Annotated in this window: 25 protein-coding genes; 2 read left to right on the forward strand and 23 right to left on the reverse strand. The window is 45.6% G+C overall.

The window, feature by feature from the left end; genetic code table 11:
- Positions 1 to 70: 70 nt before the first annotated feature.
- The 9 genes from msrB to QVE09_RS06280 all read right to left on the reverse strand — a co-directional run bounded on the left by msrB (position 71) and on the right by QVE09_RS06280 (position 9928).
- Positions 71 to 1159, reverse strand: coding sequence for a peptide-methionine (R)-S-oxide reductase MsrB (msrB, locus tag QVE09_RS06240; RefSeq protein ID WP_315936153.1), 1089 nt, complete (start codon positions 1157 to 1159; stop codon positions 71 to 73).
- Between the two features lie 16 nt (positions 1160 to 1175).
- Entirely contained in the window at positions 1176 to 1757 is a 582-nt protein-coding gene (locus QVE09_RS06245) for a redoxin family protein (protein WP_315936154.1), read from the reverse strand.
- A gap of 18 nt (positions 1758 to 1775) precedes the next feature.
- Positions 1776 to 2501, reverse strand: a complete 726-nt coding sequence (locus QVE09_RS06250) for a cytochrome c biogenesis CcdA family protein (RefSeq protein ID WP_397387024.1) — start codon at positions 2499 to 2501, stop codon at positions 1776 to 1778.
- Between the two features lie 34 nt (positions 2502 to 2535).
- Positions 2536 to 3576, reverse strand: coding sequence for a sensor histidine kinase (locus QVE09_RS06255; protein WP_091016995.1), 1041 nt, complete (start codon positions 3574 to 3576; stop codon positions 2536 to 2538).
- A complete protein-coding gene (locus QVE09_RS06260) occupies positions 3573 to 4277 on the reverse strand; it encodes a response regulator transcription factor (protein ID WP_315936156.1) in 705 nt (234 codons plus the stop codon). The genes QVE09_RS06255 and QVE09_RS06260 overlap by 4 nt, the downstream gene beginning before the upstream one ends.
- 77 nt (positions 4278 to 4354) lie before the next feature.
- The gene (locus QVE09_RS06265; protein ID WP_315936157.1) at positions 4355 to 4795 is read right to left on the reverse strand and encodes a stalk domain-containing protein; all 441 of its coding nucleotides are present in this window, start codon (positions 4793 to 4795) and stop codon (positions 4355 to 4357) included.
- Between the two features lie 167 nt (positions 4796 to 4962).
- Positions 4963 to 7512 (reverse strand): beta-mannosidase, encoded by a 2550-nt coding sequence (locus QVE09_RS06270; protein ID WP_315936158.1) that lies wholly within the window; start codon positions 7510 to 7512, stop codon positions 4963 to 4965.
- Positions 7513 to 7759: 247 nt separating this feature from the next.
- Positions 7760 to 8791: a LacI family DNA-binding transcriptional regulator gene (locus tag QVE09_RS06275; RefSeq protein WP_315936159.1), complete on the reverse strand. Its 1032-nt coding sequence runs from the start codon at positions 8789 to 8791 to the stop codon at positions 7760 to 7762.
- Positions 8792 to 8980: 189 nt separating this feature from the next.
- Entirely contained in the window at positions 8981 to 9928 is a 948-nt protein-coding gene (locus tag QVE09_RS06280) for a DMT family transporter (RefSeq protein ID WP_315936160.1), read from the reverse strand.
- A 166-nt stretch (positions 9929 to 10094) separates the two neighbouring features.
- Between QVE09_RS06280 and QVE09_RS06285 the strand changes: the two genes are divergently transcribed.
- A complete protein-coding gene (locus tag QVE09_RS06285; protein WP_315936161.1) occupies positions 10095 to 10970 on the forward strand; it encodes a LysR family transcriptional regulator in 876 nt (291 codons plus the stop codon).
- 45 nt (positions 10971 to 11015) lie between these two features.
- Here the strand turns inward: QVE09_RS06285 and QVE09_RS06290 are convergent, their stop codons facing one another.
- The 5 genes from QVE09_RS06290 to QVE09_RS06310 all read right to left on the reverse strand — a co-directional run bounded on the left by QVE09_RS06290 (position 11016) and on the right by QVE09_RS06310 (position 14335).
- A complete protein-coding gene (locus tag QVE09_RS06290; RefSeq protein ID WP_315936162.1) occupies positions 11016 to 11213 on the reverse strand; it encodes a hypothetical protein in 198 nt (65 codons plus the stop codon).
- A gap of 30 nt (positions 11214 to 11243) precedes the next feature.
- Positions 11244 to 11726, reverse strand: coding sequence for a tetratricopeptide repeat protein (locus tag QVE09_RS06295; RefSeq protein WP_315936163.1), 483 nt, complete (start codon positions 11724 to 11726; stop codon positions 11244 to 11246).
- 426 nt (positions 11727 to 12152) lie between these two features.
- Entirely contained in the window at positions 12153 to 13010 is an 858-nt protein-coding gene (gene cyoE, locus QVE09_RS06300) for a heme o synthase (RefSeq protein WP_315936164.1), read from the reverse strand.
- Between the two features lie 158 nt (positions 13011 to 13168).
- Positions 13169 to 13735, reverse strand: coding sequence for a hypothetical protein (locus QVE09_RS06305; protein WP_315936165.1), 567 nt, complete (start codon positions 13733 to 13735; stop codon positions 13169 to 13171).
- A gap of 246 nt (positions 13736 to 13981) precedes the next feature.
- Positions 13982 to 14335 carry a DUF3243 domain-containing protein gene (locus tag QVE09_RS06310; RefSeq protein WP_315936166.1) on the reverse strand — a complete coding sequence of 118 codons (354 nt, stop codon included), beginning with the start codon at positions 14333 to 14335 and terminating at the stop codon, positions 13982 to 13984.
- Between the two features lie 246 nt (positions 14336 to 14581).
- Here QVE09_RS06310 and QVE09_RS06315 point away from each other — a divergent pair, with 246 nt between their 5' ends.
- On the forward strand, positions 14582 to 14797 hold the full coding sequence (locus tag QVE09_RS06315) for a hypothetical protein (protein ID WP_315936167.1): 216 nt from the start codon (positions 14582 to 14584) through the stop codon (positions 14795 to 14797).
- A gap of 115 nt (positions 14798 to 14912) precedes the next feature.
- Here QVE09_RS06315 and QVE09_RS06320 read toward each other — a convergent pair whose 3' ends face one another.
- The 9 genes from QVE09_RS06320 to QVE09_RS06360 all read right to left on the reverse strand — a co-directional run bounded on the left by QVE09_RS06320 (position 14913) and on the right by QVE09_RS06360 (position 24246).
- The gene (locus QVE09_RS06320; RefSeq protein ID WP_315936168.1) at positions 14913 to 15830 is read right to left on the reverse strand and encodes an NAD(P)/FAD-dependent oxidoreductase; all 918 of its coding nucleotides are present in this window, start codon (positions 15828 to 15830) and stop codon (positions 14913 to 14915) included.
- A gap of 388 nt (positions 15831 to 16218) precedes the next feature.
- Positions 16219 to 17850 carry an S-layer homology domain-containing protein gene (locus tag QVE09_RS06325; protein ID WP_315936169.1) on the reverse strand — a complete coding sequence of 544 codons (1632 nt, stop codon included), beginning with the start codon at positions 17848 to 17850 and terminating at the stop codon, positions 16219 to 16221.
- A 94-nt stretch (positions 17851 to 17944) separates the two neighbouring features.
- Positions 17945 to 18544: a nitroreductase family protein gene (locus tag QVE09_RS06330; protein WP_036670536.1), complete on the reverse strand. Its 600-nt coding sequence runs from the start codon at positions 18542 to 18544 to the stop codon at positions 17945 to 17947.
- Between the two features lie 148 nt (positions 18545 to 18692).
- A complete protein-coding gene (locus tag QVE09_RS06335; RefSeq protein WP_282321738.1) occupies positions 18693 to 18947 on the reverse strand; it encodes a hypothetical protein in 255 nt (84 codons plus the stop codon).
- Between the two features lie 136 nt (positions 18948 to 19083).
- Positions 19084 to 19932, reverse strand: a complete 849-nt coding sequence (locus QVE09_RS06340) for an AraC family transcriptional regulator (protein WP_315936871.1) — start codon at positions 19930 to 19932, stop codon at positions 19084 to 19086.
- Between the two features lie 80 nt (positions 19933 to 20012).
- Positions 20013 to 20561 carry a glutathione peroxidase gene (locus tag QVE09_RS06345; protein ID WP_076216217.1) on the reverse strand — a complete coding sequence of 183 codons (549 nt, stop codon included), beginning with the start codon at positions 20559 to 20561 and terminating at the stop codon, positions 20013 to 20015.
- Positions 20562 to 20863: 302 nt separating this feature from the next.
- Positions 20864 to 21760, reverse strand: coding sequence for a carbohydrate ABC transporter permease (locus tag QVE09_RS06350; RefSeq protein ID WP_315936170.1), 897 nt, complete (start codon positions 21758 to 21760; stop codon positions 20864 to 20866).
- Between the two features lie 16 nt (positions 21761 to 21776).
- The gene (locus tag QVE09_RS06355; RefSeq protein WP_036670532.1) at positions 21777 to 22658 is read right to left on the reverse strand and encodes a carbohydrate ABC transporter permease; all 882 of its coding nucleotides are present in this window, start codon (positions 22656 to 22658) and stop codon (positions 21777 to 21779) included.
- A 271-nt stretch (positions 22659 to 22929) separates the two neighbouring features.
- Positions 22930 to 24246 (reverse strand): ABC transporter substrate-binding protein, encoded by a 1317-nt coding sequence (locus QVE09_RS06360; RefSeq protein ID WP_315936171.1) that lies wholly within the window; start codon positions 24244 to 24246, stop codon positions 22930 to 22932.
- Positions 24247 to 24410: the final 164 nt, after the last annotated feature.

Here is a 24410-nt window from a genome sequence, read left to right on the forward strand (position 1 = left end):
CCTCATAGAGAGATCTCAACCGTTCTAAATTATGGCCTTATTATCTTTTGATAAAGTCAGCTGCCCTTCTCTAATCGACAAATGACAGTAAATACCCGTATCGTTCTTCCTCCATCTTGTCTAACGGAATAAATCGGATCGATGCACTGTTAATGCAGTAACGTTTGCCGCCGCGATCTTCGGGACCATCATCGAACACATGCCCGAGGTGGATGTCACCTGCCCGGCTTCGTACCTCCGTGCGTTCCATCCCAAAGCTCGTATCCGTTGTATAGGTAACAACCTCAGGTACGATCGGTTTTGTAAAACTCGGCCACCCGCAACCGGAATCATACTTATCTCGACTGGTGAATAACGGCTCTCCCGTTGCAATATCCACGTACAGACCGGGCTCCTCATTATCCCAGTATTCGTTACTGAATGCATGCTCCGTATCATTGTTTACCGTAACCGCATACTGTTCATCTGTTAAACGTTCCTTTAATTGTTCATCTGTTGGACGTGGATATTGAGCGGGATCAATTCCAATCTCCAGGTCATCCAGGACAGTCATATCAATGTGACAATATCCGTTCGGATTTTTTTCCAAATAATCCTGATGGTACTCCTCCGCCAAATAATAATTCTGTAGAGGCATTACTTCCGTTACAATGGGTTGGTCATATTTTTCTTGCTCTGCCTCTACAGCCTGCTCGATGATTTTGGCATCTTCAGGCAACGTATAATATATTCCAGTCCGATACTGAATGCCACGATCATTGCCCTGCTTATTCAAGCTGGTAGGATCAATAACTCGAAAATAAGATTCAAGCAATTTCTGCAAAGATACTTGCTGCGGATCATATTTTACATGAACGGTCTCTGCAAACCCCTGGTTCCCGCTAATAACATCCTCATAGGTTGGATTCTTTCCTTCACCGTTGGCATAACCGGAAGTCACATCCTGAACCCCTGGAATACGAGCCATATATGCCTCCACACCCCAGAAGCAGCCTCCTGCCAAGTACAGGTTACTCAGGTTTTCCTCAGAGACACTCGATGCCTTGACAGGTTTAGTGGATATCGAAGATGAAGCTGAATGGCTCTCAGCCCTGTTTCCACAAGCAGACACAACTATTGCTATAACAAGGAGGCACAGGCCCAGCAGCGTCCTTTTCATGACACTTCCTCCTTTCTCACAAAATCTCTTGTAATGACTCCATGATCTGTTCATTGGATGCATGCCCTGGCTGCGATTTCGTTAAAATACCATCAGAGCCAATATAAAAGGAACTAGGATATGCTCTTACGCCAAATTTCTTGGCCCATACACCTTTCTCATCCAAAAGAACAGTTATGTTATCATATGGCTGTTGGTCAAACCATTCGGTAAACGCTTGGGAGGATTTCTCTCCTTTGTAGTCTGGCGTCACAATCGTAATGACTTGAAAATCATTGTTTTGACCAGCCAAATTGTTCAGGTCTTCCAAACCCGCAAGACAGATGGAACACCAGGAAGCCCAGTATTTCACATACACTTTCTTGCCTTGAACATCAGAAAGTCCAACCGTGTTTCCTTTCAGATCACGCAATGAAAATTCAGGAGCCGTCTCTCCCTTGTTCATCATGGTTGACGAACTCATATCGGATGTTGATGCTGGGGCTGATGATGAACCTGTTTGTTTTGATTCAGTTTGCTGTGATCCACATGCGCTCAAGATCAACAGGACTCCAGCAAATACGATTACAGATAACATCCATTTCCATGCCATCTTCATACCAAATTCCTCCAATGATTATTGAAACCAGGTCACCAAGCTGTTTAGTCGGTCTGTCATTAACAATAGTCCCATGACAATAAGAATACAGCCGGAAGTTATTTTGATGACGCCCATGTACCTGTATAAACGACGTATCCGCTTCATAACATATTCCGAGAAAACGGACAGGATCAAGAAAGGAATCGCTAATCCAAGGGTATACAGGAACATGAGAAACCCGCCATACAGTGGAGAGCCTTCTCCTGCGGCGATACCAAGAATGGCCGCCAGCACAGGCCCGATACAAGGCGTCCAGCCAAAACTAAACGTCAGACCCAACAGGAACGCTCCGACATACCCTCCCCGTTTGGCTTGATTATTTGACAGCTTTCTCTCCCGTTCCAGCCAGGATAGTCGGATCAACCCGGTTTGATAAATCCCAAAAAGCACCACGATGGCTCCACAGATGGCAATAAATACAGGACTTGAGATCAAATTACCAACGATGCCGGAACCAAAACCGAGTAAAACAAATACCAGGGACAGCCCAAGAACAAATAAAAATGTCCGCAAAACAAGTGTGGACCGCAACCGAACCGAATTGGTGTCGGACTGCTGCTGATTCGTACCGTTGACCATGCTTCCGGACAGATAAGATACGTATACCGGGATCAGTGGCAGAATACATGGCGCAAAAAACGATAACAATCCTGCACCAAAAACGCCGAAAAGGAAAACCAAATCACTGGTCAAGTCATTCACCACCTGAATAAATACTGCGTTTGATTAACCAAGGTTAACGACTGACGTAGATCGGAAGCGTGAACCAGAAGCAGCTTCCTTCTCCTTTTGTACTCTGAACCCCGATCTCGCCACCATGGAGTTCCACAATCGATTGAGCGATAGCAAGGCCAAGCCCGGCCCCCCCATTGCTCTTGCTACGTGATTTGTCAATTCGATAAAAACGTTCAAATATTCGCGAAGTTTCCTCCGCTTCAATGCCTTCCCCTTCATCCGTAACTGAAATTCGTATAAACGGCCCCTTTTCTTCGGCAGCCAGAATGATTTTTCCTTCAATAGGAGAGTATTGAATGGCATTTTGCAGTAAATTGGAAAGGACCCGCTTCATTTGTGCAGGCATCATGACCGCGGCTGGTAATTTATCAGGCAAATCAATTTCGACGTTCAGTGTTTTCTCGGCGAGATGAAATGAGAAACTCTCCAACGTACTGAGCAGCAACTCATCGACGTGACAAGGCTGAGGCTCAAATACCTCCCCTTGCGCTTCCAGGCTGGATAATTCGAACAAGTCTTGAATAAGCCCTCCCAAACGCTTCGTTTCAAGTCGTATCGTGTTCAGGTAACGTTGAAAGGTTTCTTTATCCTTAATAACATCATCCTCCAACGCTTCGACGAATGACTGAATGGATGCCAAGGGAGTCCGTAAATCATGGGAAACATTGGCGATCAACTCTCGTCTCGCGGTTTCTGAGTGATGCAGATGATCAAAGCTTTCCTTCAGCTTGGAACTCATTTCATTAAATTGCTGTGCCAGGAGCTTAAATTCCTGCGTACCGATGAGAGGGACTTCCGTATGAAAATCCCCTTCGGCAATTCGTATTGTCTGCTGTGTAATTCGCGCAATTGATTTCTCCAATGGCTTAGTCAGCAAATATTGAAGAATAAACGAAAGTAAGCCTACCCCTGCCGTTATAGCCGATAACCAATACAATTGTTCGATCGTAAGCAGCATTTTGGAATAACTGATGAACAAACAAATTAATAATACGCCAATGCCTGTGAGACTGGACAACACCAAGTATGTGCGAAGTTTCATGAACTGCCACCCGCAAACTTGTAGCCTATCCCCCAAACTGTTTTAATATATTTTGGATCAGAAGGATTCTGTTCGATCTTCTCTCGTAATCTCCGAACATGTACAGTCACCGTTGTTGTATCTCCCTCATAGCTAAAATCCCAAATTTTGCTTAACATCTGGTTACGGGAGAACACCTGACCCGGGTGACTTGCCAGCAAATACAACATCTCAAACTCCGTAACTGTCAATTCAATTGCCTTCCCATTGATGTGCACTTCACGCTTGGTAAAATCAATGGTAAGCCCTTCATAATTGATCGTATATTCAGATGTTGTAACAGGTGATGCCTGCGCAGTTCGCATTCTCCGCAGGATTGCCTTTACACGTAAGACAAGTTCTCTCGGACTGAATGGTTTGGTCAGAAAATCATCCGCCCCCATCGTCAGTCCCATCAGACGGTCCTGTTCCTCCCCCCGGGCCGTCAGCATTACAATGGGCACATCCTCAGTTTGCCGAATCTCGTTGCAAACTTCCCAACCATTCTTATGTGGCATCATCAGGTCGAGCACAATCAAGCTTGGCGTTTGGCTGTGCCACAGCTCTATAGCCTCCAAACCGTCCTTAGCCGTCACGACAAGATAACCTTCCCGTTCCAGATACCTGCGACAAACGTCGGTAATATTCGTATCATCATCAGCAACCAGTACACATTCATTCAAACGAACCCACCCCATATTCCAGAAAATACATTTGAGCCAATCATATCATATGGTGATGGCGATGCTTAGCCCTTAAATTACTTCATTCCCATGGCTGGCATCATGTATTGTTTAATTACAGACTCAGCCGCATACGTATTCCCATCATGGATGACAGGCATCGATTTTAAGTTAACTTGCATACCGTCTACCATGATTTTTTTCGATCCAATCCACAATTTAATCGTTTTTCCCGCAGGCATCATCGTTTCTTCCATCATCTTATCGTCTTTCATCATCATGTCATCTTCCATCATGTTGTCGTCCACGCCCATATACATCAAAGTTACAGATCTGTCCTTGCTGTCCCACATAATGCTGTAATCATACATTTTCGCTGCCTGTCTCAATTGAACAAGCTCCATGCCATCCTTTTTAATCGTTTTCATATCTGCAGCACTTGCCAATCCAGAAAAGGCCATAGACATCATCAATACCGCTGCTACCATCGCTTTTTTGCTCTTATTTGTTTTCATCATTCTTATCACTCTCCATTCGTTTATTACTTACATGGATTACAATAAGCAAGACAGCTTACGATTCTCTAAGCGAAGTATTACGAAACCATTACGATATATAAATGAGGTCAGGTTTCAATAAAAAAAACGGTTGAAATCTCTCTTACGAGAGACTCCAACCGTGTCTTCTAGGTCAAACGAATAAAATCAATCATGGATCGAACCTCGATCGGTCCCGGATTTGATATCACATTATTAGACTGCAATCCCTCTCTGGAAGTGAACTGCACCTTCACCGGAATGCCAGGAATCAAGTCGAAGAAGTTATCTGAGAAGACACCCTCCACATCCGAAGATAGCCATACCTGTTTAGCAAGCACATCACTTTCCAGTAACAGATGAACGCCGTTCTCATCCGCCCCCCCGCTTACATTGATGTTTGCAGGCTGCAGAGCAAGGTCTTTGGACGGTACAAAATAGTGTTCCTGTACGATATTCGCTGCACCTTCCTGTTTCAGGTCCAGGCGCAGCAGCGTGTTAGCTGTATCATGACCTTCAAGCCACTCCGCGTTACGTAATGACAGCACTCGTTCACCTGTATTAGGTGCCAGGGTCACGTCATGTGTTTCATCACGATGCACCGTTCCATCGAACCCGAGCAAACGAATCTGTAACTGCCCTTTTACAGGTTGTAATTGATCCGAGATGATATATATATCTGTTGTATCTTCTTTTGTTCCATCTACCGATACCAACACATCGCTGAAGCTGCGTTTCGCATAATATTGCAATGCTTTCCAACGACCAAGGTAGTCCATACCTGCCCATGAAGCCACCGGCCAGCAGTCATTCATTTGCCAGTAAAGTGTGCCCATGCAGAATGGTTTGCGGCGACGGTGCGCTTCAATGGCCGTCTTCATCGCTTCCGCCTGAAGCACCTGGCTCATATACAGGAACGATGGGAAGTCCTTCGATTCATGCATGTACATATCCATGTACTGTTTGATCAGACGATTGCCTGCCCCATTCTTTTGATGAGCCAGCATGACTTCCGATTCCAGAGCCAGATCCTCTTCTTCCGCGTAAGTGCGTACTGACTTGTACTCCGGGAAAGACTGGAATCCGTATTCACTCATGAAACGACCCACATGAACGTTGTAGTTTTCGAATGGTTCTACATTGTGCCACACGCCCCAGTAGTGGATATCGCCTTCAGCTGTGGATGGGTGCGCATGCTGCGTCTCATCCCCTGTCAGGGATACAAGTGGTGAGGAAGGCCAGTACTCCACACCTGGAGCATACGCTTCAACCACTTCTGGCAGCAGATCATGGAAGATGGCTTCGTAATCGGCCCAGATGCGTTCACGCTGCTCGGCAGTAAATTCCTTTTTCCAACCCCAGCCACCATTCTCAACATAGTGAGCCCAAGCCGAATCAATCTCGTTGTTCCCACACCAGAGTGCAATACTTGGATGGTTGCGCAGACGTTTCACATTATCAATGGCTTCATGTCTCACACTGTTCAGAAACGCTTCGTCTCCCGGGTACATGCTACATGCAAACATGAAGTCTTGCCATACCAGGATACCGTATTCATCACACAGTTCGTAGAAGTCATCTTGCTCATAGATCCCGCCACCCCACACACGAAGCATGTTCATATTGGACTCGGCAGCTGAGATAATCTCATGTCGATAACGTTCACGGGTAATTTCGGTAATGAAGCTATCATTCGGAATGTGGTTGGCCCCTTTGGCAAAGACCGCAACACCATTTAGTTCAAAGTAAAAGGATGCTCCTGCTTCATCTTTGTCACGTACCAAGCGAATGGAACGAAGTCCTGTCTTCACTGTAGATTCAGCCACAGCTCGCTCACCTTGAAGCACTTCGGTAAAGAAGGTGTACATATGCGCTTCACCAAGCCCACGGCTCCACCACAGTTTCGGTTCATGAATGGAGATTGGAATCTCCACCGTCTGAGCTCCGGGTTGCAGCGATACTGATCTTTCCCATCTCTGACCATCTGCGCCAATACGAATGACCGTATCTACCGCTTGTGATGTCTCGACTTCGACAACAGCCGTTAATGACGCTGAGTTAGCGCTTACTTCATTTTGCTGGATATACACATCATTAATTCGTACTTGTGTCCAACCTTCAAGACGTGCTTCACGCCAGATCCCACTGGTTACAAAACGCGGACCCCAGTCCCAACCATAGTGATAAGGAGCTTTACGGGCAAAAATACTTACTCTCTTGTCGCCAAGTCCGCCAACATCGGACTGGTCATTGGATGCCGGTAATGCATATCCGAGCTTCTCCAGCTTAGGCAGGTCTTCCTGAATTGGTGACCGAAAACGTAATAGGAGAATGTTGCCTTTCCCTTTTAATACGGCCTTCACATCCGTCTTCCATACCCGGAACATATTATCTGCTGATAACACATGCACATCATTCACATACACATCCGCATATGTATCCAGACCATCAAACACCAGTTCCAGATGTTCCTGAGAGAACAAGGTTTCGGCAACGTCAAATTCCGTCTGATATTCCCAATCTATCTTATCAATCCATTGTACTTCCTTCTCGTTTGTTCCATAAAAAGGATCTGGAATCTTGCCCAGCTTCAGCAAATCTGTATGCACACAGCCGGGCACCTGAGCCGGCATCCACTCTTGATCTTCGCAAGCCTTGAACGTCCAATTCTGAAAAACCTGTGATTGTATTGTGCTCATGACAGCCTCCATTGTTGTTAGAGTTGGCAAATATTATTTTGTTAGGTTTTGTTATCATAAAAACAAATAACTTACAAAACAAAATTAACACGATATGCTTCTTATAGTCAATCTGTTTTGTAATTTAATTTGTTAAACAATCTCTGCATACCAAAAAGACATGAAGCTCTGACCTCTCCATGTCTTTCACCTGATTTCATTTACACGTATGTTCATTGTTAGAATGGTTCAATAAGTTTGTATCACATTACTCTATACTGGCGTTATATTCATCACGAATAATTAATTCCGAATAGATCAGCTTGCGTTCATATGGTTCATCCAGGTGTTTGATCCGCCACAATAGCTGATCTACTGCTCTCGTGCCCAGATTCTCTTTGTTAATATGTACTGAAGCAAGAATGGGTTCATCCGTCTGCGTATTGTCAAATCCGGTTACGGCACAGCGTTCAGGCACCTGAATACCTCGGCTTTGGAGTCCCTGAATGACAATGACAGCCGTATGATCATTCGCACATACGAAGACTTCAGGGATATCCTCCAGCTTCATTTCAGCAATGGATCTCCGGATCTGATCATATTCTGGTCCCAGCAAGCCTTCTTGCTGTTCCCCTTCCAACTGCTTCTCTTCCAGCACCGTACGATATCCAAGCCAGCGTTCTCTAAAACTTGCCGCATCAGGCAGTTGCCCGACAAACTGGAACCTTCTATACCCTTTTCCAACGAGCATCAGAACCAGTTCTTTCATACATTTCATATTGTCGGTAAAAACCGAGTCTGCGTATATGGCAGGGTCTTCATGATCCACCATGACAAGCGGAATACGCAGCCTGTAAATCTCCAGCAATACCGATGTCGAGATGGTGCCCACGGTAATGACTCCGCTGATTGCGTCGGGATTAAGGACCGAGAACATTCGATCTGAAGAGGGTTCCGTCAGCGTTAAAATATCCATTCCCTTCTCATTCAGCCTCTCAGAAATGCCGTCAAACACAGGACCCCAGTACAAGGAAGATCGATTCTGAGAACGAACGTTAGGAAACAAAATCAATATAGTACCTTGTCGCTCCGCTTCTGGCTTCATCTCCGCTGATATCTGTGTCTCGCCCGGATAACGCTTAGGCTCGGTTCTGAAATACCCAAGCTGCCCCGCTGTTCTGACAATCATCTCGCGTGTATGCTCACTCACACCAGGCTTGCCCGTTAGCGCACGGGAGACTGCGAATTTGGACACCCCCGCAGCATCCGCAATTTGCTGCATCGTTACTCTTTTGGCCATCCTACTCACCCGTTTTTCCTAATTTTCCATTCAGTGTAGCATAAAAAACAAAAATCAACAAAACAAGGTTATGTTATTCTGTTTTTGTTAGGTAGTTGTTTATCTGTTTCACAAGGTGTTCGACATAACCAAAAAAAGGCCCTCTCCCCACCTCCATAGAAGATGACGAAAGGACCCTTTGCCCCCCAATTATACGCCTGGTGCTCCCTGATCACCGAGTTCCGACTGTAAAACCGGGCGTTTTCTGCGCCAGAAGATAGGCTGAGGAAGTTTGATCTCTGTGATCAGAACACCGACCAACATCAAAGCTGCTCCTGCATATCCTTGCACCGTTAACGATTCCCCTTGAAAGGTAAATGCAAAGGCCGCTGCAAACAGAGGTTCCATTGAAAAGATCAGACTTGTTCTTGTGGGAGTAGCATGACGCTGTGCGAGTGTCTGCAAAATATATCCCAATCCGCTACATAATACACCTAACCCGAGAATGGCTGCCCAGGATTCGGCCGTATCAGGCATGCGTGGTGTTTCCAGCATGAATGTAGTTGCAATTCCCCACATCGCTGCAACACCTAATTGAACTGTCCCCAGTGTTAGTGGATCATGTTTCGGTGTGAACTTGCCAGCAATCATTATATAGATTGCATACACAAGTGCTGCTAGTATGCACAGAATATCTCCCGTGTGCAGACTCAGCTCATGTTGAAGCGTCAACAAGCCAAGCCCGGTAACTGCAACCAGGATACTGAGCGTCAATCGCTTGTCCGGCATACGACGATGCTGGATGGTCGTCAGGATCGGTACAAAAATAACGGCCAAACTTATCAGGAATCCCGCTTGGGATGTCGTTGTTCGTTGCACACCATAAGTGATGAATACAAATGCAGCAAATAAAGCTGTCCCCATAATCGCTCCTGCCACAAGTGTTCTGCGATCCATCTTAAACAACCGCCGATGAAATAGAATCCCTGCCGCAATAAAGGCAATTCCAAAACGAAATGCGACCAGATTCAATTCTTGCATGGACTCCAGGCCCGATTTCATAAACAGATAGGATGATCCCCATATAACCGTTGCGAGCAGCATCTGTATGTCCGCTCTTCTTGTTGCCTGACCTTGATTAACCTGTACACCATTCATCTTGCTTCAACCTTCATTCTATGTATTCTGAGCTGTGTGATCGTGCGTCAAACTAACTCGCCTTGGCAAGTATAAACGATCTCTTTGCATTATAAAAATGAATATTTATAATGTATTATATGAAACAAACTCATGCATCCAAAAAAAGGAAGGAACGGAACCATTTATGTCACTGATCAAATACGAAGTATTGAATACCGTTGTGGAATATGGCAGTCTCACCAAAGCAGCAGAAGCTCTGAATATTACCCAATCAGCAGTCAGCCATGCCATCGCCAGTCTGGAGACAGAATATGGTTTTTCCCTGCTCCATCGAAGCCGCTCCGGTGTGCGGGTTACCGCTGAAGGCGAACGTATTCTGGGATACACCCGTGAGATTCTGCGCTGGACGGAACTCATGAATCAGGAAATTTCCCTCATTCGGGGTGCGGAGATCGGTACTGTGCGTATCGGTACGTTCGCAAGTGTCTCCACGCAATGGTTGCCCGGCATCCTGAAACAATTTCGTCTGCGTCATCCAGGAATTGAAATCAAGCTGTGGGAAGGCGATTATGCTGAGATTGAGGGCTGGCTGGCTGGAGGTGCCATCGATCTCGGATTTTTGTCCCTCGGCGATTCATCACCTTTTGAAACGATCCCATTGCAAAAAGACAGGATGATGTGCATCCTGCCTCTGGATCATCCTCTCGCCTCAGAGGAATCTGTTTCGTTTGATATTCTGCTGGAGCAACCCTTTATTCTGCCCAAATGGGGCGGAGATAACGAGATAGAACGACTGATCCGGCAGCATGCGGCCAAGCTCAATGTCGTCTATGAAGTAGCAGAAGATCAAGCCATCATGGCGATGGTCCGTAATGGCCTCGGTATCAGCCTGCTTCCGGAAATGGTTCTTCAAAATCATACCGATTCGCTCGCGCTTGTACCACTCACTGGAGATCCTTATCGCACAATCGGCATGGCCTGCCCGTCTTTGGGTAATCTATCGCCAGCTACGCGGCGTTTCATTGAAGAGGTGCAACAGTGGCTGGGCTCGGCTATGTAAGTAAAATCGGAGAATCACTACCTTTGTCGGTATGATCGATTTCTCCTATCCGTTACTCACAAATTGGATAACACCAAGAGTCAGCAGCAGTACGAATATAATCACAATTGTGATGCCAAAGCCACTCAGGAAGCGCTTGCCAGGTGAGCGTTTGTTCTGCTGGCCACCTCCCAGGTTATCCAGCTTTTTCTCAATTTGATCCAACCTTTCATTTACCTGTTTCAGATCTTGATTGGAGTTCATTCATCCATCTCCCTTTTCTACGTATTTGATCTATTCCCACACCCGATCCAACTGATCTGCGTAGAAACGGATTGCTCTGTTATAGTCATTGATTCTCTTGTCAATTGATGTATCCGCGAGTTGTACGAGCAGTATTTGCATCGCTTCTGCATGTTCACCCAGATTGTAGAGCACCATGGCATAGAAAACCTCAAATTCCCGGTACGCCGGGAATTCTTTCATGCCCGTTTCAAACCAAACCTTCGCCTGCTCATACTGTCCAAGCGTTCGATACGTACTGCCTAGTCCGAGTATCGCCCCTGCTCTGTCCTCACCAGACAGTCCAAGACTCAGTGCCTTCTCATAATGCGGAACAGCTTCTCGCTCTAACCCAAGCGAATCATGCGCCCAAGCGAGCTGATACCAGACATTCGCATTCTCGGGTTCCTGGACTGTAATCTCTTGCAAAAGTTCAATCGCTTCCTGCACCTTGCCTTCTTGTCTCCATTGTACGGCCTGTTCCAAATTACTCATGCTGTCACTTCCCATCTTGCACTATAATTTCCACATATATGATTCAATTGTTTTATTATACCAAAAAAGCACACTGGAGAATATGTTGTAACAACCCGAGGTTGTCCAAATTCTATTCCATCGTGTGCTTTTTCATTCGATGCAGCTTGTTATAAAAAATGGACTAAAGCATATTTCCACTGGACACTCCGATGACAGAACAACCTTCCGATCGCTGTTATCCCCAGATTTTCCGAATCATTTTAACAAAGGTGAAAATCCGGGGATAAGCGTATGCTTTCGATGCAGCTTTCTTTCAGAAAGCTTTTAGGCGAACGCTTTCGCTTCTTCAGGTTCTTTCTGTCCTCTCCGTTTTGTGTAAATGTTTAGTTCAATTTATATAGCTTAAGCTGAAATCTCTCTGAAAATGAAATGTTCATCACTTAATTAAGACCATGTCGTATTCGCGACCATGACAATAAATACAAGCATGAGATAGTTCACCGAGATCAGAAAGTTCACTTTTGCCCACTTCTCATCATCCTGTGTCATCAGTCCGCTAAGTGTATGCACGAACCAGATCAGTCCACCGACCAGAGATACAATCAGAAATACCAGACCAACGTAGTTGTAATAATACAACAGAAATACAGCAGGAAGAAGCAGAAAAACATAAGGAATCATCTGAAACTTGGTGCGTTTCACCCCTTTAACCACAGGCAACAAGGGGAACCCGGCAGCACGATACTCCTCTACCCGGCGAATACCCAATGACCAGAAATGTGGTGGTTGCCAGAGGAACAACAGCGCGAACAGCAACCAAGCACCTGCATCAATTTCATTGGTTACAGACGTATAACCGATGACAGGCGGCATCGCTCCCGCAATTCCACCGAGCGACGTGCTCCACGTCGAACTGCGTTTCAACCACATCGTGTAAATCACGATGTAAGCGAACCATCCAAGCAGTGCCATCCAACCTGATAACGGATTCACCAGGAGATACAGTACTGCTAGTCCCACAACACCAAGGATAATGCCATAGCCAAGCACAAACCCTGGCTTCAGATGGTTGATGTAATCCATCCTTTTTTTGGTGCGCTCCATCTTTTGGTCCAATTCACGATCCCAATAATTGTTGATTACACAGGCTGAAGCAATAACCAAGGTTGATCCAATCACGACCATGAGCAGAGATAACCATGCAATATCCCATTTTGAAGCTACCCAGAATCCTACCGCCACCGCAAACACATTTAACCTTAGTAGTCCGGGCTTAGTTAATGCAATCATGTCTTTAAGCATGAGGCTCCTCCTGAACTATGTAAAAACGCCATTCCAATAATGATACATGTACCTACCATTAATTACAATCGCTTTCATGAATTTGTCATAACCAAAAAGCATCCCTCACCGTTCCAATGAACAGGAGGAATGCTTGAATGATGAATTTCATCTTATTTTTATGGGATGTATTGTTGCACAATTTTAGTAACTTTTCCGTCCTGCACCGTCAGATGATACGGGAATACGGACAGATCAAGAATACGGGTATTCTCATACAACGATTCGAACTTGGATAATGTCACAGGTTCATTCCACTGAATGTCTGCGCCTTGCATCGTACCATCCCGATCATACAACTGCATCAATACTTTAGCATTGGCACTAACCTCAACCTGTTCCTGCTCTTTGCTGTCATTGACAATATAGTAACCATCTGGAGCACCGTCTATACCAGCTTCCGGATTGCGCTGAGCAAAAATCGCATCGGCTTCTTCACCCTGATACCATCCAATCTTGTCCACTGTCATAAACAATTTGCCGTCTTCTATATGCATGCCTTCAACATAGGCTGTAAACATCTCGGAGTTTGCAACTTGGGCATCTTTCGCAGAAGGTTGTTGAGCGTCCGTACTACCTTGAGCATTCGCAGGGGTAAGTAAATATGTAGTCAGCACAATCATGCCAAGTAAAGCAACAACTGCACCGATCATTCCTAGTTTCCATTGTTTTGTCGCGTTCTTCATAGGTAACATCTCTCCTTAATATGAACGTTACTATTCCTTAACCGGAAGTCTTGCTTATCAAACGCTCATGTGAACTATTAATTCCAACGTTCTTTCTTTTCCTATCATACTTGTTAGGGAGATTATAAAAGTATCAGCCAGATTAAAAATAGTTACAATGTGCGTCATTACTTCTGTCTGTAGTCTCCGTAAACGGCAAATAACCCCTGAAGACCTCGTCATTCAGGGGTTATTTGCTTGCTAATCTTAATGATTGGGTGTGGAGCTTTGTGCCAAACGAACGAGCATATGAGCGAGCATGTGACGTTCACCTTCCTTGCCGACATTCCACAGCTCCTGAAGCAATTTTTCTTCACGGTTACGGGGTTCTTCGTTAGCAGCCAGATGGTCAGCAACTTTCTCAGCAATTTTGGCTATCTGCTCTTCGCTTAATCCGATCGACTCACCCATCGCAATTCGTTTACCCAGGTATTCTTTGAACGCATCAAAGTTCTGTAAAATCTGTTCTCTTTCTTCCGGCGCAATCTTCTCGATTGCATTGTCCACCTTGTCAGTTGAAACTTGGCCATCTTTATGGATTACATGATTTTCTTCATTCATTTGAATAACCTCCTGCATAATAGTGGTTTATTGGTTTCAAGCTTTAAACTTAATACTCAATGGTTATCTATAATATAAACGTATTGCAGAAGTTTAATCAGTACGTTCAATTCTGTATATATCTTCTATATATGAGCAAGTACGCGTTTCAAAAGAACTACAGCGGTTAATCGTTTACATATACGTAACGGTGTTTGGATATGTTAATGAACACCTTATACATTATCGAACCAGGAGGGATATCCCATGCGTGATAAAACCAAACATGAGAAGACAAACGATGAACTTGAACCAGGAGTGAATACCGTTATCCATCCAGACAAAAACAATCCCGGACCAACCGATATGATCGAAGGCGTGGTTGGTGATATCGTGGACAACATTCGCAAAGATTTCTCACATGACTCGAAGGACAAGAGTTCTTCTTCCAAGTCAATGGAATCATCGGATAAACAAGCGTAATCCTTTTCTCCCTAGCAAAAGATAGCTCAAAAAGTCCTCCTGCCACATGCATGGCTTGGGAGGACTTTTTGGTAATGAACAATTGAATAATCAACCTCATGTCTAGAGGTACAATTCAACGCAAATCTTTTGTCATCTGCTGTAACGCCTTATGAATCCAGATCGCGGCAATGGAACCTTCACCCATCGCAACGGTTGCTTGTTCTGCGTGCAGTCCCAGATCCCCGGCTATCCACACATTCGTCGCTGCCTGCAAGCTGCGTGGATCAGCTTCTACATGTTTATTATCTGCGATTACAGCTCCAAGCTGCTCCGCCAGTTCATAGTGTACCCGGTTGCCTCCAAATGCGATAAATCCACGCTCCGATTCAAAAATCTGTCCATCTTCGGTCAGAACACCGGTGATATGGCCATCCTCAATCTGTTGTACTTCCTGAACAGCCGCTTCCAGATAACGAACTCCCGCCTCTTTCATGCTGCGATGCAGCTCTGCAGATATGGAAGCCTGCTCATGATTGATATATAACAGATCATTCGTACGCTGAATTAAAATCATCGCCATATTGGCACCTGCTTCGCCAGATCCCAATAGTACCGTACGTTGATCCTGAATCTCATAACCATCGCAATCAGGGCAGACATAGACTGTTCGGCCCAGCGTTGGAGTTAATCCAGGAATATCCGGAACTCTATCCGTGAGCCCCGTTGCCAATAACACGGTTTTGCTCCTATATTCAGTTCCTGAAGTACCGAACAATTGAATCTTCTCACCCTGACGGCCCGCTTTAACAATGCGGTCTCTCTCAAAACATACACCGGTCCGCTCTGCCTGCATCCTGCCTCGTTCTCTAAGCTCTTCACCGGATACCCCATCGGGGAAACCGAGGATATTATGATAAGTCCGGCACAACGTCGATCTACCTTCTCCCGCGTCGATTACCAACACCTGATGAGCCGAATAACGTCCAAGCTGAATGGCTGCCTGAAGCCCTGCGAGCCCTCCACCTACAATTATGCAATCAACCTCTCGCATGCTCCTTCTCCTCCTGAACTATATACATTGAACTAAAGAATATTTACACTGGTCACTCCGATGACAGAACAACCTTCCGATCGCTGTTATCCCCAGATTTTTTTAATACCTTTTACAAAGGGTAAATCCGGGGATAAGCGTATGCTTTCGATGCAGCTTTCTTTCAGATAGCTTTTAAGCGAACACTTCGCTTCTTCAGGCTCTTTCTGTCCTCTCCGTTATTGTGTAAATGTTTAGCTCAATATATATATATTTTGTCCTTATATACATTAAACCGTTCAGCCAAGCTTAAACGATTCCTCATATTGCTTATCTTATACCAAAACAAACAGACCCAAACCATCCGGCAGCATCCCGGTTCGCTTGAGTCTATCAGATTCATGAATATTTAGAAGTTATACGATTCAAATCGCGAAGCATTTGAAATGGCGTTCCATACATCGGCAGTTTCGCCGCCCATATACCAGTAAGCCAGTCCGGCAATCTGCCGCTGCTCACTCATCAACACTTTGGCCGATAAAGAACGACTGTCCTCTGCCCATATATATCTTGGCATACCGTTACTGTTATACCCGATAATATATTGAACCAGACTTGCATCCCATCGTCTCACAGATCCTGTAGCATGCGCACGCGTTCCCTGTTCTGACAATGTAATGTCCCAAGAACTGGTTGCTGGATTCACGGAAGACCAGTCTCGTGTATACAACGGAAGGGCCAAAATTGTTTTGGCACGTACAACCTCGGAGAGCATGGTATCCAAGGCCTTTTCCACCCATGGAAGAGACGCCACTGATCCCGCTTTCGGATCACCGTTCCAGTGTTCCTCGTATCCCATCAGCACCATATAATCCGATACAGCGCCCAGTTTGGCATAATCAAATGCATCGGTCCAATCTGTACCCAGGTCTGGTGATACATCCACAGACACAACTGCACCCAGTGCGTGCAACGTAGCCGTCAAGGAGGTCACAAATGCCGTTAACCCTTCACGATCCGCAGGATCAACATTCTCGAAGTCCACATTAATGCCGTCCAGTTTATAGGTTTTGACATAAGCGGCTACCTGTGAGATCACTGCCGCTCGGTTGGCTGAGCTGGATAACATCTGATGCGTAAGTGCCGAATCGGAACGATTCCCAAGTAATGGCCATAACTGCCTGTCTGTGGCGGATGCCCAGGAGATCAATGCAGGATCCGCGTGATTAGTTACTTTCATACTGCTGTTCAGGAAAAACCAGCGTGGGACAAGCGTATTCACTTCAGACTGTTCCACCTGCTTCTTAAATTCAGCGGTAGTGGAGTTATATTGCCAGCCCAACTGAACGCCGAGTTCATCCCCACGTTGTAACTGTTCAGACCATGTTTTCTTTTGTAAAATGGCATCGAGCATTACGGCTGCTTCTTCTCGCGTTACTTGGTCATGTGGTCGGAACACACCTCCACTTCCCCGCATTAGTCCAAGTTGATATACCGTCTGAACATAAGGACGTGCCCAGTCCGAGATTTCATCTGCATCGTAATACGTTGAAGATAAGAGTGTTGTTTCTACGGGTTGTTGTTTTAACATTCGAACAAGAAGAGCAGCCGCTTCTTCGCGCGTAATGGAAGCATTAGGCTGAAACGTCCCCTGACCCTTACCCTCCAGAATAAAAAGATTCGTCATGGCGGCAACGTTGCCGTAATACCAAGCATTCATGCTTATATCCTGGTAGGGATTAATATTATTTTTAACGGGCTTCAAACCTAGCAATCTTACCGCAAACGTCGCAAATTCTGCACGAGTAACGGCTTTCTTCGGTTCAAACGTAGTCTCTGACGTACCGGCAGCAATACCTTTATCCACCAGATGTGTAATGGCATCCTTCGCATAACTGGTACGCGTATCCTGAAACTGTTGCTGCACGGTTGCAGCCTGAACGGTAGAGCCGTATCCAGTCACCGATCCAAGTGTTAACAACCCGCATAAAGCCATTTTCCACACACGTTGGTTCGTTATGTCTTTTAATCTATTATTCACATTAAAAAGCCTCGCTTCATTGAATTACGATCAACTATCATCGTATCAAATTGAAGCGAGGCCGTATGTGGTTAAATGTTGGGAAATGCGAAGCTTACTTGTGTACTTTTACGCGCTCTTCAATGGGTTGGAATTCTTTCTCACCCGGTGCTGCCGTTGGTTTACCAAATGGCATCTGAGCGATCAATCTCCAGTTCTCAGGAATGTTCCATTCTTGCTTCACTTTCTCGTCAATCAACGGGTTGTAGTGCTGCAAAGATGCTCCCAGACCTTCTTGCTCCAGAGCAGTCCAGATTACCAGTTGCAACATGCCGTTGGATTGGTTAGCCCAGATTGGGAAGTTATCTGCATAAGCTGCAAAATTTTGTTGAAGCTGTGCAATCGCATTGTTATCTTCGAAGAAGAGAACCGTACCATATCCGCTGCGGAATCCAGTCATTTTTTCTGCTGTGGATTTGAAGGCTTCTTCATTGCCTACTACTTCACGCAAAATTTCTTCTGTGTGATTCCACAATTTATCATGTTGTTCACCGAGCAATACAACGGCACGGGATGTTTGTGAGTTAAAGGAAGTTGGTGTATATTTCACCGCTTCTTCTACGATTTCCTGGATTTTAGCATCCGAAATTGTAGATTCCTTGCTGATTCCATAATAAGATCTTCTGTTTTTCAACGCATCAAAAAAAGTTGTCATTCTTATTCGCCTCCCAAAATTTTTTTTCAATTGCCAACATAGTAACTATAATATAGTATCATACATTAGTCAACAAACTAATTTATTTTCACTAACTATACATTCACCGAAAACATTGCAACAAGTTTGCTCAATACAGCAATTGGAATTATCCTTCGCCCGTCTTTTTGCGATAATCCGCCCGGTATTTCTCTTCCGTAGACGAGTTGCTTTTTGTCTGATCTTTATTCTTCTCTTCCTGAGCTTCCATATTCAGATCTTCCATCGGAATTGGATCTACAGTCTGTTCTTCTTCATGTCGGTCAAGCAGACTTTCGTGCTCTGTCTTATATTGTTCAGGATTATCACGGGATTGTTCCTGATGGGTATCGCTGTTATTCTGATCCGGTGTGCGCTGTTTCATTCATATTCGCCTCCTCTGGGTTCATTACCTTTCTTTACCTGTTCTGCGTGTCCTCTAAACACAGTGGTATGCATTCCTCAAACGAAAATCAACAAAGAAAGCCAACCAGACAAGCTGGTCAGCTCACAGAGGACTTCTATGATTGGCGATGCAATTGGGTACGGTACAGATCGGGCGAACATCCCACACTTTGTTTGAACATCCGACTAAAATGCGAAAGGCGTTTGAAACCGGACAATCGACTTGCTTCTGTCACGGTGATCTCAGGCTGAAACTGAAACAAAAGCTTCGCCTGATTGATACGGCGGTCATACAGGTATTTGAATATCGTCAAACCTGTCATTTCCTTAAACATGCCTGCCAAATATGGCTTGGACAGATGTAATTCCAGTGCCAAATCATCCAGACCAATGTCCTTCATATAATGGGTATCCACATAACGAATAATGTGTTGGACATGCCGCTCCCTCTCCGATGAGGGAAGTTGTTCTTGGACATCACCCTGGCAGATCTCTGCTACAAAATACAACAGATCACACAGTCTGACATTCATTCGCTCTTGCCTGAAATTGCTCTGACTTTGAGACAGACGATGAAGATCATGCAATAGAGCTTCGAATTCAGAGCGGCTATCTCCCTTCAGATTGACCCGGCAATTTCTGAGTTCTTCAAATGGCCTCAGGACCTCAGCCATACGCTCCGGATGCAGGCTGCTGCGGATTGCAGACGGATCAAAATGCAGTGTGCTTCGCTCATAAGCACTGCCTGGCTTCGGATGTGGTCGATGAAGGGTCAAGCCATGCATTAACACCAGATCACCCGGCTCCAGGTTATATACCCGGTCTCCTATGATATAGGTACATTCTCCATCATGAAAATAATAAATCTCATAATGTGGATGTGAATGGAATCCATCTGACTTGCCTGGGTTAAACATGCTGGTGGATCGGTAACTATACTCCAGTGAAGCACTAAATTGCATCATGCTCGGCACATTCATGCACCTCCTGTTCGGAAGAGGGAAACGATTTGTATCATGCCCCTGTAGGATATATGAAAGTGAATTTATAGAAGCTGTTTAATACTCTCTTGAATCTCGTCGATGGAGTCGATAGGTTCGAAGCGTCTGACCACACGACCCTCTGCATCAATCAGGAATTTTGTGAAATTCCATTTGATTGCATCGCCATGTAACCATTCCGGTGCCTTCTCAGCCACCATTAATTTCAATAATTTGGCCTGTATATCTGTTTCATCAAAGCCAGCAAAAGGCCCCGATCTTTTCAAAAAGTCGTAGAGCGGGTGCGCCGCTTCTCCATTCACATCCAGTTTGGAGAACATCGGAAATTTCACACCATAGTTAATCTGACAAAAGGACTCCGCTTCCGAACTGCTTCCAGGCTCCTGCTCCGCAAATTGGTTACACGGGAAACCAATAATCTGAAGGCCTTGATCCTTGTACTGGTCATACAGCTTCTGCATGTCATCAAACTGGTGCGTATATTTACATTTACTTGCAGTGTTTACGATGAGCACAGGTTTTCCTTCATATTGATAAAGCGGGAAACGCTCTCCACTGGTTCTGGTTACGGTAAAGTCGTAGATGGTTGGCATAAGTCTAGTGCACCTCGCGATAGTTATGTAGTCATACAGCATCATATGTCATTGTTAATTATATACGAAGTTTGAACTATTGTATTGCGGAAAGATTGCCGAGATTATGATTGCAAAGCTACATATATATCTATTTCATTATTGGGACTTTCCGGCTGATAACGCTAATCCCAAATTTCAAAATCAAAATATTTGGGTTCATGTCCGTTCTCAATTCTCCTTTTTAACAGACAACCCTTCTGCCGCGAAAATTTCCTCGTTCAGCAAAAGGGTTAGTTTATGGGATTGCAGTGATCACAGTTTCAGCCCTTTACGGCACTTCCGGCCACGCCCTGGATAATATAATGTTGACCCACGAGGAAAACGATGATCATCGGAATAATGCCTGCGGTGGCAGCGGCCATCATGCCGTTGTAGTCGACATTGTTCTCCAGAATAAAGTTCTGCAGTCCGAGCGGCACGGTGTACAGGTCTTTGTCGATCAGGAACACAAGTGCATTCTCATAATCATTCCAATGCCAGGAGAAATCAATGATCGCCAGTGTAGCCAGTGCAGGTTTTGCCAAGGGCAGAATCATCCTGAAGAATATGCGCAGGTGACCGGCACCGTCGATGAACGCGGCTTCCGAGATCTCTGAAGGCACCGACAGGAAGAATTGCCGCAGCATAAACACCCCAAAAATCGTGAACATTCCGGGCAGGATCAAGGCCCAATGCGTATTATATATGCCGACCCACTCAAACATCAGAAACTTCGGTACAAAGAGCACCTGCGGCGGCACCATCATCATCGAGAGATAGATCAGGAACAATGTCTCCCGACCTTTGAATTGAATCCGTGCGAAGCCATAGGCTGCAAAAGCCGAGAGAAATACAGCTCCGATCGTGCTAATTAGCGATATTTTCAACGAGTTCAGATAATACGTGGCAAAGGTATTCGCTCCGCTCCAGACCTTAACGTGATGCTCCCAATTCAGGCTGGAGGGTATCCACTGGATGGGATAGGTGAATACGTCCGCAGGAGATTTGAATGATGTGCTGATCATCCAGATGAACGGCATAATCATCAGCAAAGCAAAACCAGACATCAGAAGTGTCAATATGATTCTCCGAATCTGGGTCAAAGACTCTCTGCGGACTTTAACTTTAGGTGATTGCGGGACTGTGGGCTTCACGTTCACAGCATTTAATTTCTCCATAACGATCCCTCCTCTCCTAGTAGTGAACCCAACGTTTCTGTCCAAGCCACTGCAATACAGTGAAGATCATGATGATGGCAAAGAGTGCCCAGCTAATGGCAGCAGCGTAGCCCATCTCGTAATAGCGGAAGGCATTCTGGTAGATAAACAGCGACAGCACAGTTGTACTGTTCCCCGGCCCACCCTGGGTAATCGCTTGAATGATGCCAAAGTTTTTGATAGTCATAATCAGCCCTGTGATTAGCAGCAAAAAGGTCGTTGGGCTCACAAGCGGCCAGATCACTTGGCGTATCGTCTGCCAAGGACGGGCTCCATCTATCCGTGCTGCCTCAACCAATTCCTCCGGAATTTCCTGCAAAGCGGCCAGATAAATAATCATGTTGTAACCCAGCATGAACCAGATCCAGATGATATCAATCGCATACATGGACCATTCAGTTGTTGATAACCAGCCTGGTGGATTCGTAATACCGATTCCGCGCAAGAAACCGTTAATTGGTCCCGACGTTGGCTGGAACAGCAGCATCCAGACAAAGGCGATGGCAACACCGCTGGTGATATAGGGCATGAAATAGAGGGCACGCAGCGTTTTTTGCCAATACACCGACTTGTTCAGCGCCACCGCCACGATAAAAGCCAACCCCATCGATACCGGAACCGCTAACAGAAATACAAATGTATTTCGCAGCGCCACGCCAAACAGATCATCATTCAACATCCGGCGGATATTGTCCAGCCCGACGAAATTTGTCTCCGGGCTCATGAATTTGTAATCAGTGAACATGAGATAGAACGAATAAACAGCCGGTATAATAAAAAACAACAGCACGCCAATCATATTGGGCCCAATAAACAGATACCCGAGCCTGCTCTGCCGTTTCATCCAGGATTTATGCATATGCTCCCCACTCCTTAACATCTGTTCTGGAATTAAGCATAACAAGATGTCCTCTAACATTTAAGGAACATAACCCTGTACCTGATATCACAGATATATGTATTTCGGCAGTGCCTTTTGGGAGGAAAACAACATGGAATTGTTCTATTTCCTTTAGCCCGGAAGCCCTAGCCAATGTCATACCTCTAATGCTCTATTGATCTATTGCTTATATTGAGAAGAAAAAAACCGCCCCCTTGGAGACGGTCTTCGGACTCATTGCTTTTGCATTCTATTGATTCTGCTTCAGCCAGTCATTATGGCGTTTGACCATGTTCTGTACCGTAACTTCGGCAGTCTGGTTACCAAGGAAGAACTTTTCATACTCCTGTGCACGCAGATCGACCACCTCTTGCGCAATACTGCGGACAAACGTAGGTGTCTTGTCACCGTACAACACAAATTCCAGTGACTCTTTGTCATAAGAATCGGCATGATCACCGAGCAGATGATCAATGGCAGTCTGTTGATCAACCGCATTCGAGGAAGGCAGACGTCCACCGGCAGCCATCGGCATCATCCCTCCATCGGCGTACCATTTCAGGAACTCCCATGCAGCTTCTTTATTTTTTGACTTGGAATTGATCGCGATAAAGTCACCAAGTCCTCCACTCTTCACCATATCTGCTTCTTGTGCAGCCAATCTCGGTACAGGAGCAAAGGCGATTTTCCAATCCCGAGGGAACTCGGTCATATTGTTTGATGTGCGGATCAGCCATTCGCCGATATTAATCATGGCAGACTCACCACCAAGAAACATGTTCTCCACCGGCATTTTGGAAGTCAGCTGCTCACCGAGCGGAGGGGTAGTTGCATCCTCCTTCATCATTCCGTTCAATATCTCCAGCCATTTGGTAACGAGTGGATCATCGAGGTTGGACGTACCGTCTGCCTTAACATAACCGTTCTTCACCAGAACGGAATCAAGCGGGTCCACGTAGGAAGCCGTATGCTGCACCAATCCGTACTTGAAGCCAGCAGCCTTCAGCTTGAGTGCATACTCTCGGGCTTCATCCCAAGTCCAGGCTTTCGGTACACTCAGTCCGGCCTGATCAAGCGCTTTCATATTTAAAGCGAAAAAGGCAGCGTTTTTCTTGGTTGGCATCCCGTAATATTTGCCGTCAACTTTCCAGGAAGCCGCATCTTCACCCATTTTCTCATCAATGTTGTAGTCGGTGAACTCGCCCAGATCCAGTGCTGTACCGCCCTTGATGCGTTTATCCAGATTTGTAAGGGTATAGTTGACGTACAGGTCAACGTTTTGCCCCGTGGACAGCGCCGTATCCAGCTTCAGGTTGCCATCATCATCATTCACAAACCGCACATATTCCACCTGAATATCAGAATGCTCCGCATTCCAGGTATCCACCACTTCCTGTGGACCATTCTCGGGCGGCACTGCGCCCCACATGGTGAGCTTCACTTTTCCCCCTGCCGCTCCACCTCCGTTATCTCCACCGTTCGTCTCATTTTTACCTACACAGCCGGCAAGCAAGCCCAGCATCAGCGCACCTACGATTAATCCCGTTAATCCTTTTTTGATTCTCATCTGGTCACATGACCTCCCTGAATTGAAGTGTACCTTCCGTTACATCGTAGCAGGGACCTTGCTGGGTTCATAAGATACATATCCATGATTCGGATTGAACAAAAATACGGATTTACTTGTGCTGGCCTGAGCACTCGGTACACATATTCCTTCTACTCATCCTG

This window comes from Paenibacillus sp. ClWae2A (assembly GCF_032452295.1).
GTDB lineage: Bacteria > Bacillota > Bacilli > Paenibacillales > Paenibacillaceae > Paenibacillus.

Coding starts and splice junctions, on each gene's coding strand:
- msrB (WP_315936153.1), bottom strand. CDS start 1,159: ATGAAAAGGACGCTGCTGGGCCTGTGCCTCCTTGTTATAGCAATAGTT.
- QVE09_RS06245 (WP_315936154.1), bottom strand. CDS start 1,757: ATGAAGATGGCATGGAAATGGATGTTATCTGTAATCGTATTTGCTGGA.
- QVE09_RS06255 (WP_091016995.1), bottom strand. CDS start 3,576: ATGAAACTTCGCACATACTTGGTGTTGTCCAGTCTCACAGGCATTGGC.
- QVE09_RS06265 (WP_315936157.1), bottom strand. CDS start 4,795: ATGATGAAAACAAATAAGAGCAAAAAAGCGATGGTAGCAGCGGTATTG.
- QVE09_RS06270 (WP_315936158.1), bottom strand. CDS start 7,512: ATGAGCACAATACAATCACAGGTTTTTCAGAATTGGACGTTCAAGGCT.
- QVE09_RS06275 (WP_315936159.1), bottom strand. CDS start 8,791: ATGGCCAAAAGAGTAACGATGCAGCAAATTGCGGATGCTGCGGGGGTG.
- QVE09_RS06280 (WP_315936160.1), bottom strand. CDS start 9,928: ATGAATGGTGTACAGGTTAATCAAGGTCAGGCAACAAGAAGAGCGGAC.
- QVE09_RS06285 (WP_315936161.1), top strand. CDS start 10,095: ATGTCACTGATCAAATACGAAGTATTGAATACCGTTGTGGAATATGGC.
- QVE09_RS06290 (WP_315936162.1), bottom strand. CDS start 11,213: ATGAACTCCAATCAAGATCTGAAACAGGTAAATGAAAGGTTGGATCAA.
- QVE09_RS06295 (WP_315936163.1), bottom strand. CDS start 11,726: ATGAGTAATTTGGAACAGGCCGTACAATGGAGACAAGAAGGCAAGGTG.
- cyoE (WP_315936164.1), bottom strand. CDS start 13,010: ATGCTTAAAGACATGATTGCATTAACTAAGCCCGGACTACTAAGGTTA.
- QVE09_RS06305 (WP_315936165.1), bottom strand. CDS start 13,735: ATGAAGAACGCGACAAAACAATGGAAACTAGGAATGATCGGTGCAGTT.
- QVE09_RS06310 (WP_315936166.1), bottom strand. CDS start 14,335: ATGAATGAAGAAAATCATGTAATCCATAAAGATGGCCAAGTTTCAACT.
- QVE09_RS06315 (WP_315936167.1), top strand. CDS start 14,582: ATGCGTGATAAAACCAAACATGAGAAGACAAACGATGAACTTGAACCA.
- QVE09_RS06320 (WP_315936168.1), bottom strand. CDS start 15,830: ATGCGAGAGGTTGATTGCATAATTGTAGGTGGAGGGCTCGCAGGGCTT.
- QVE09_RS06330 (WP_036670536.1), bottom strand. CDS start 18,544: ATGACAACTTTTTTTGATGCGTTGAAAAACAGAAGATCTTATTATGGA.
- QVE09_RS06335 (WP_282321738.1), bottom strand. CDS start 18,947: ATGAAACAGCGCACACCGGATCAGAATAACAGCGATACCCATCAGGAA.
- QVE09_RS06340 (WP_315936871.1), bottom strand. CDS start 19,932: ATGATGCAATTTAGTGCTTCACTGGAGTATAGTTACCGATCCACCAGC.
- QVE09_RS06345 (WP_076216217.1), bottom strand. CDS start 20,561: ATGCCAACCATCTACGACTTTACCGTAACCAGAACCAGTGGAGAGCGT.
- QVE09_RS06350 (WP_315936170.1), bottom strand. CDS start 21,760: ATGGAGAAATTAAATGCTGTGAACGTGAAGCCCACAGTCCCGCAATCA.
- QVE09_RS06355 (WP_036670532.1), bottom strand. CDS start 22,658: ATGCATAAATCCTGGATGAAACGGCAGAGCAGGCTCGGGTATCTGTTT.
- QVE09_RS06360 (WP_315936171.1), bottom strand. CDS start 24,246: ATGAGAATCAAAAAAGGATTAACGGGATTAATCGTAGGTGCGCTGATG.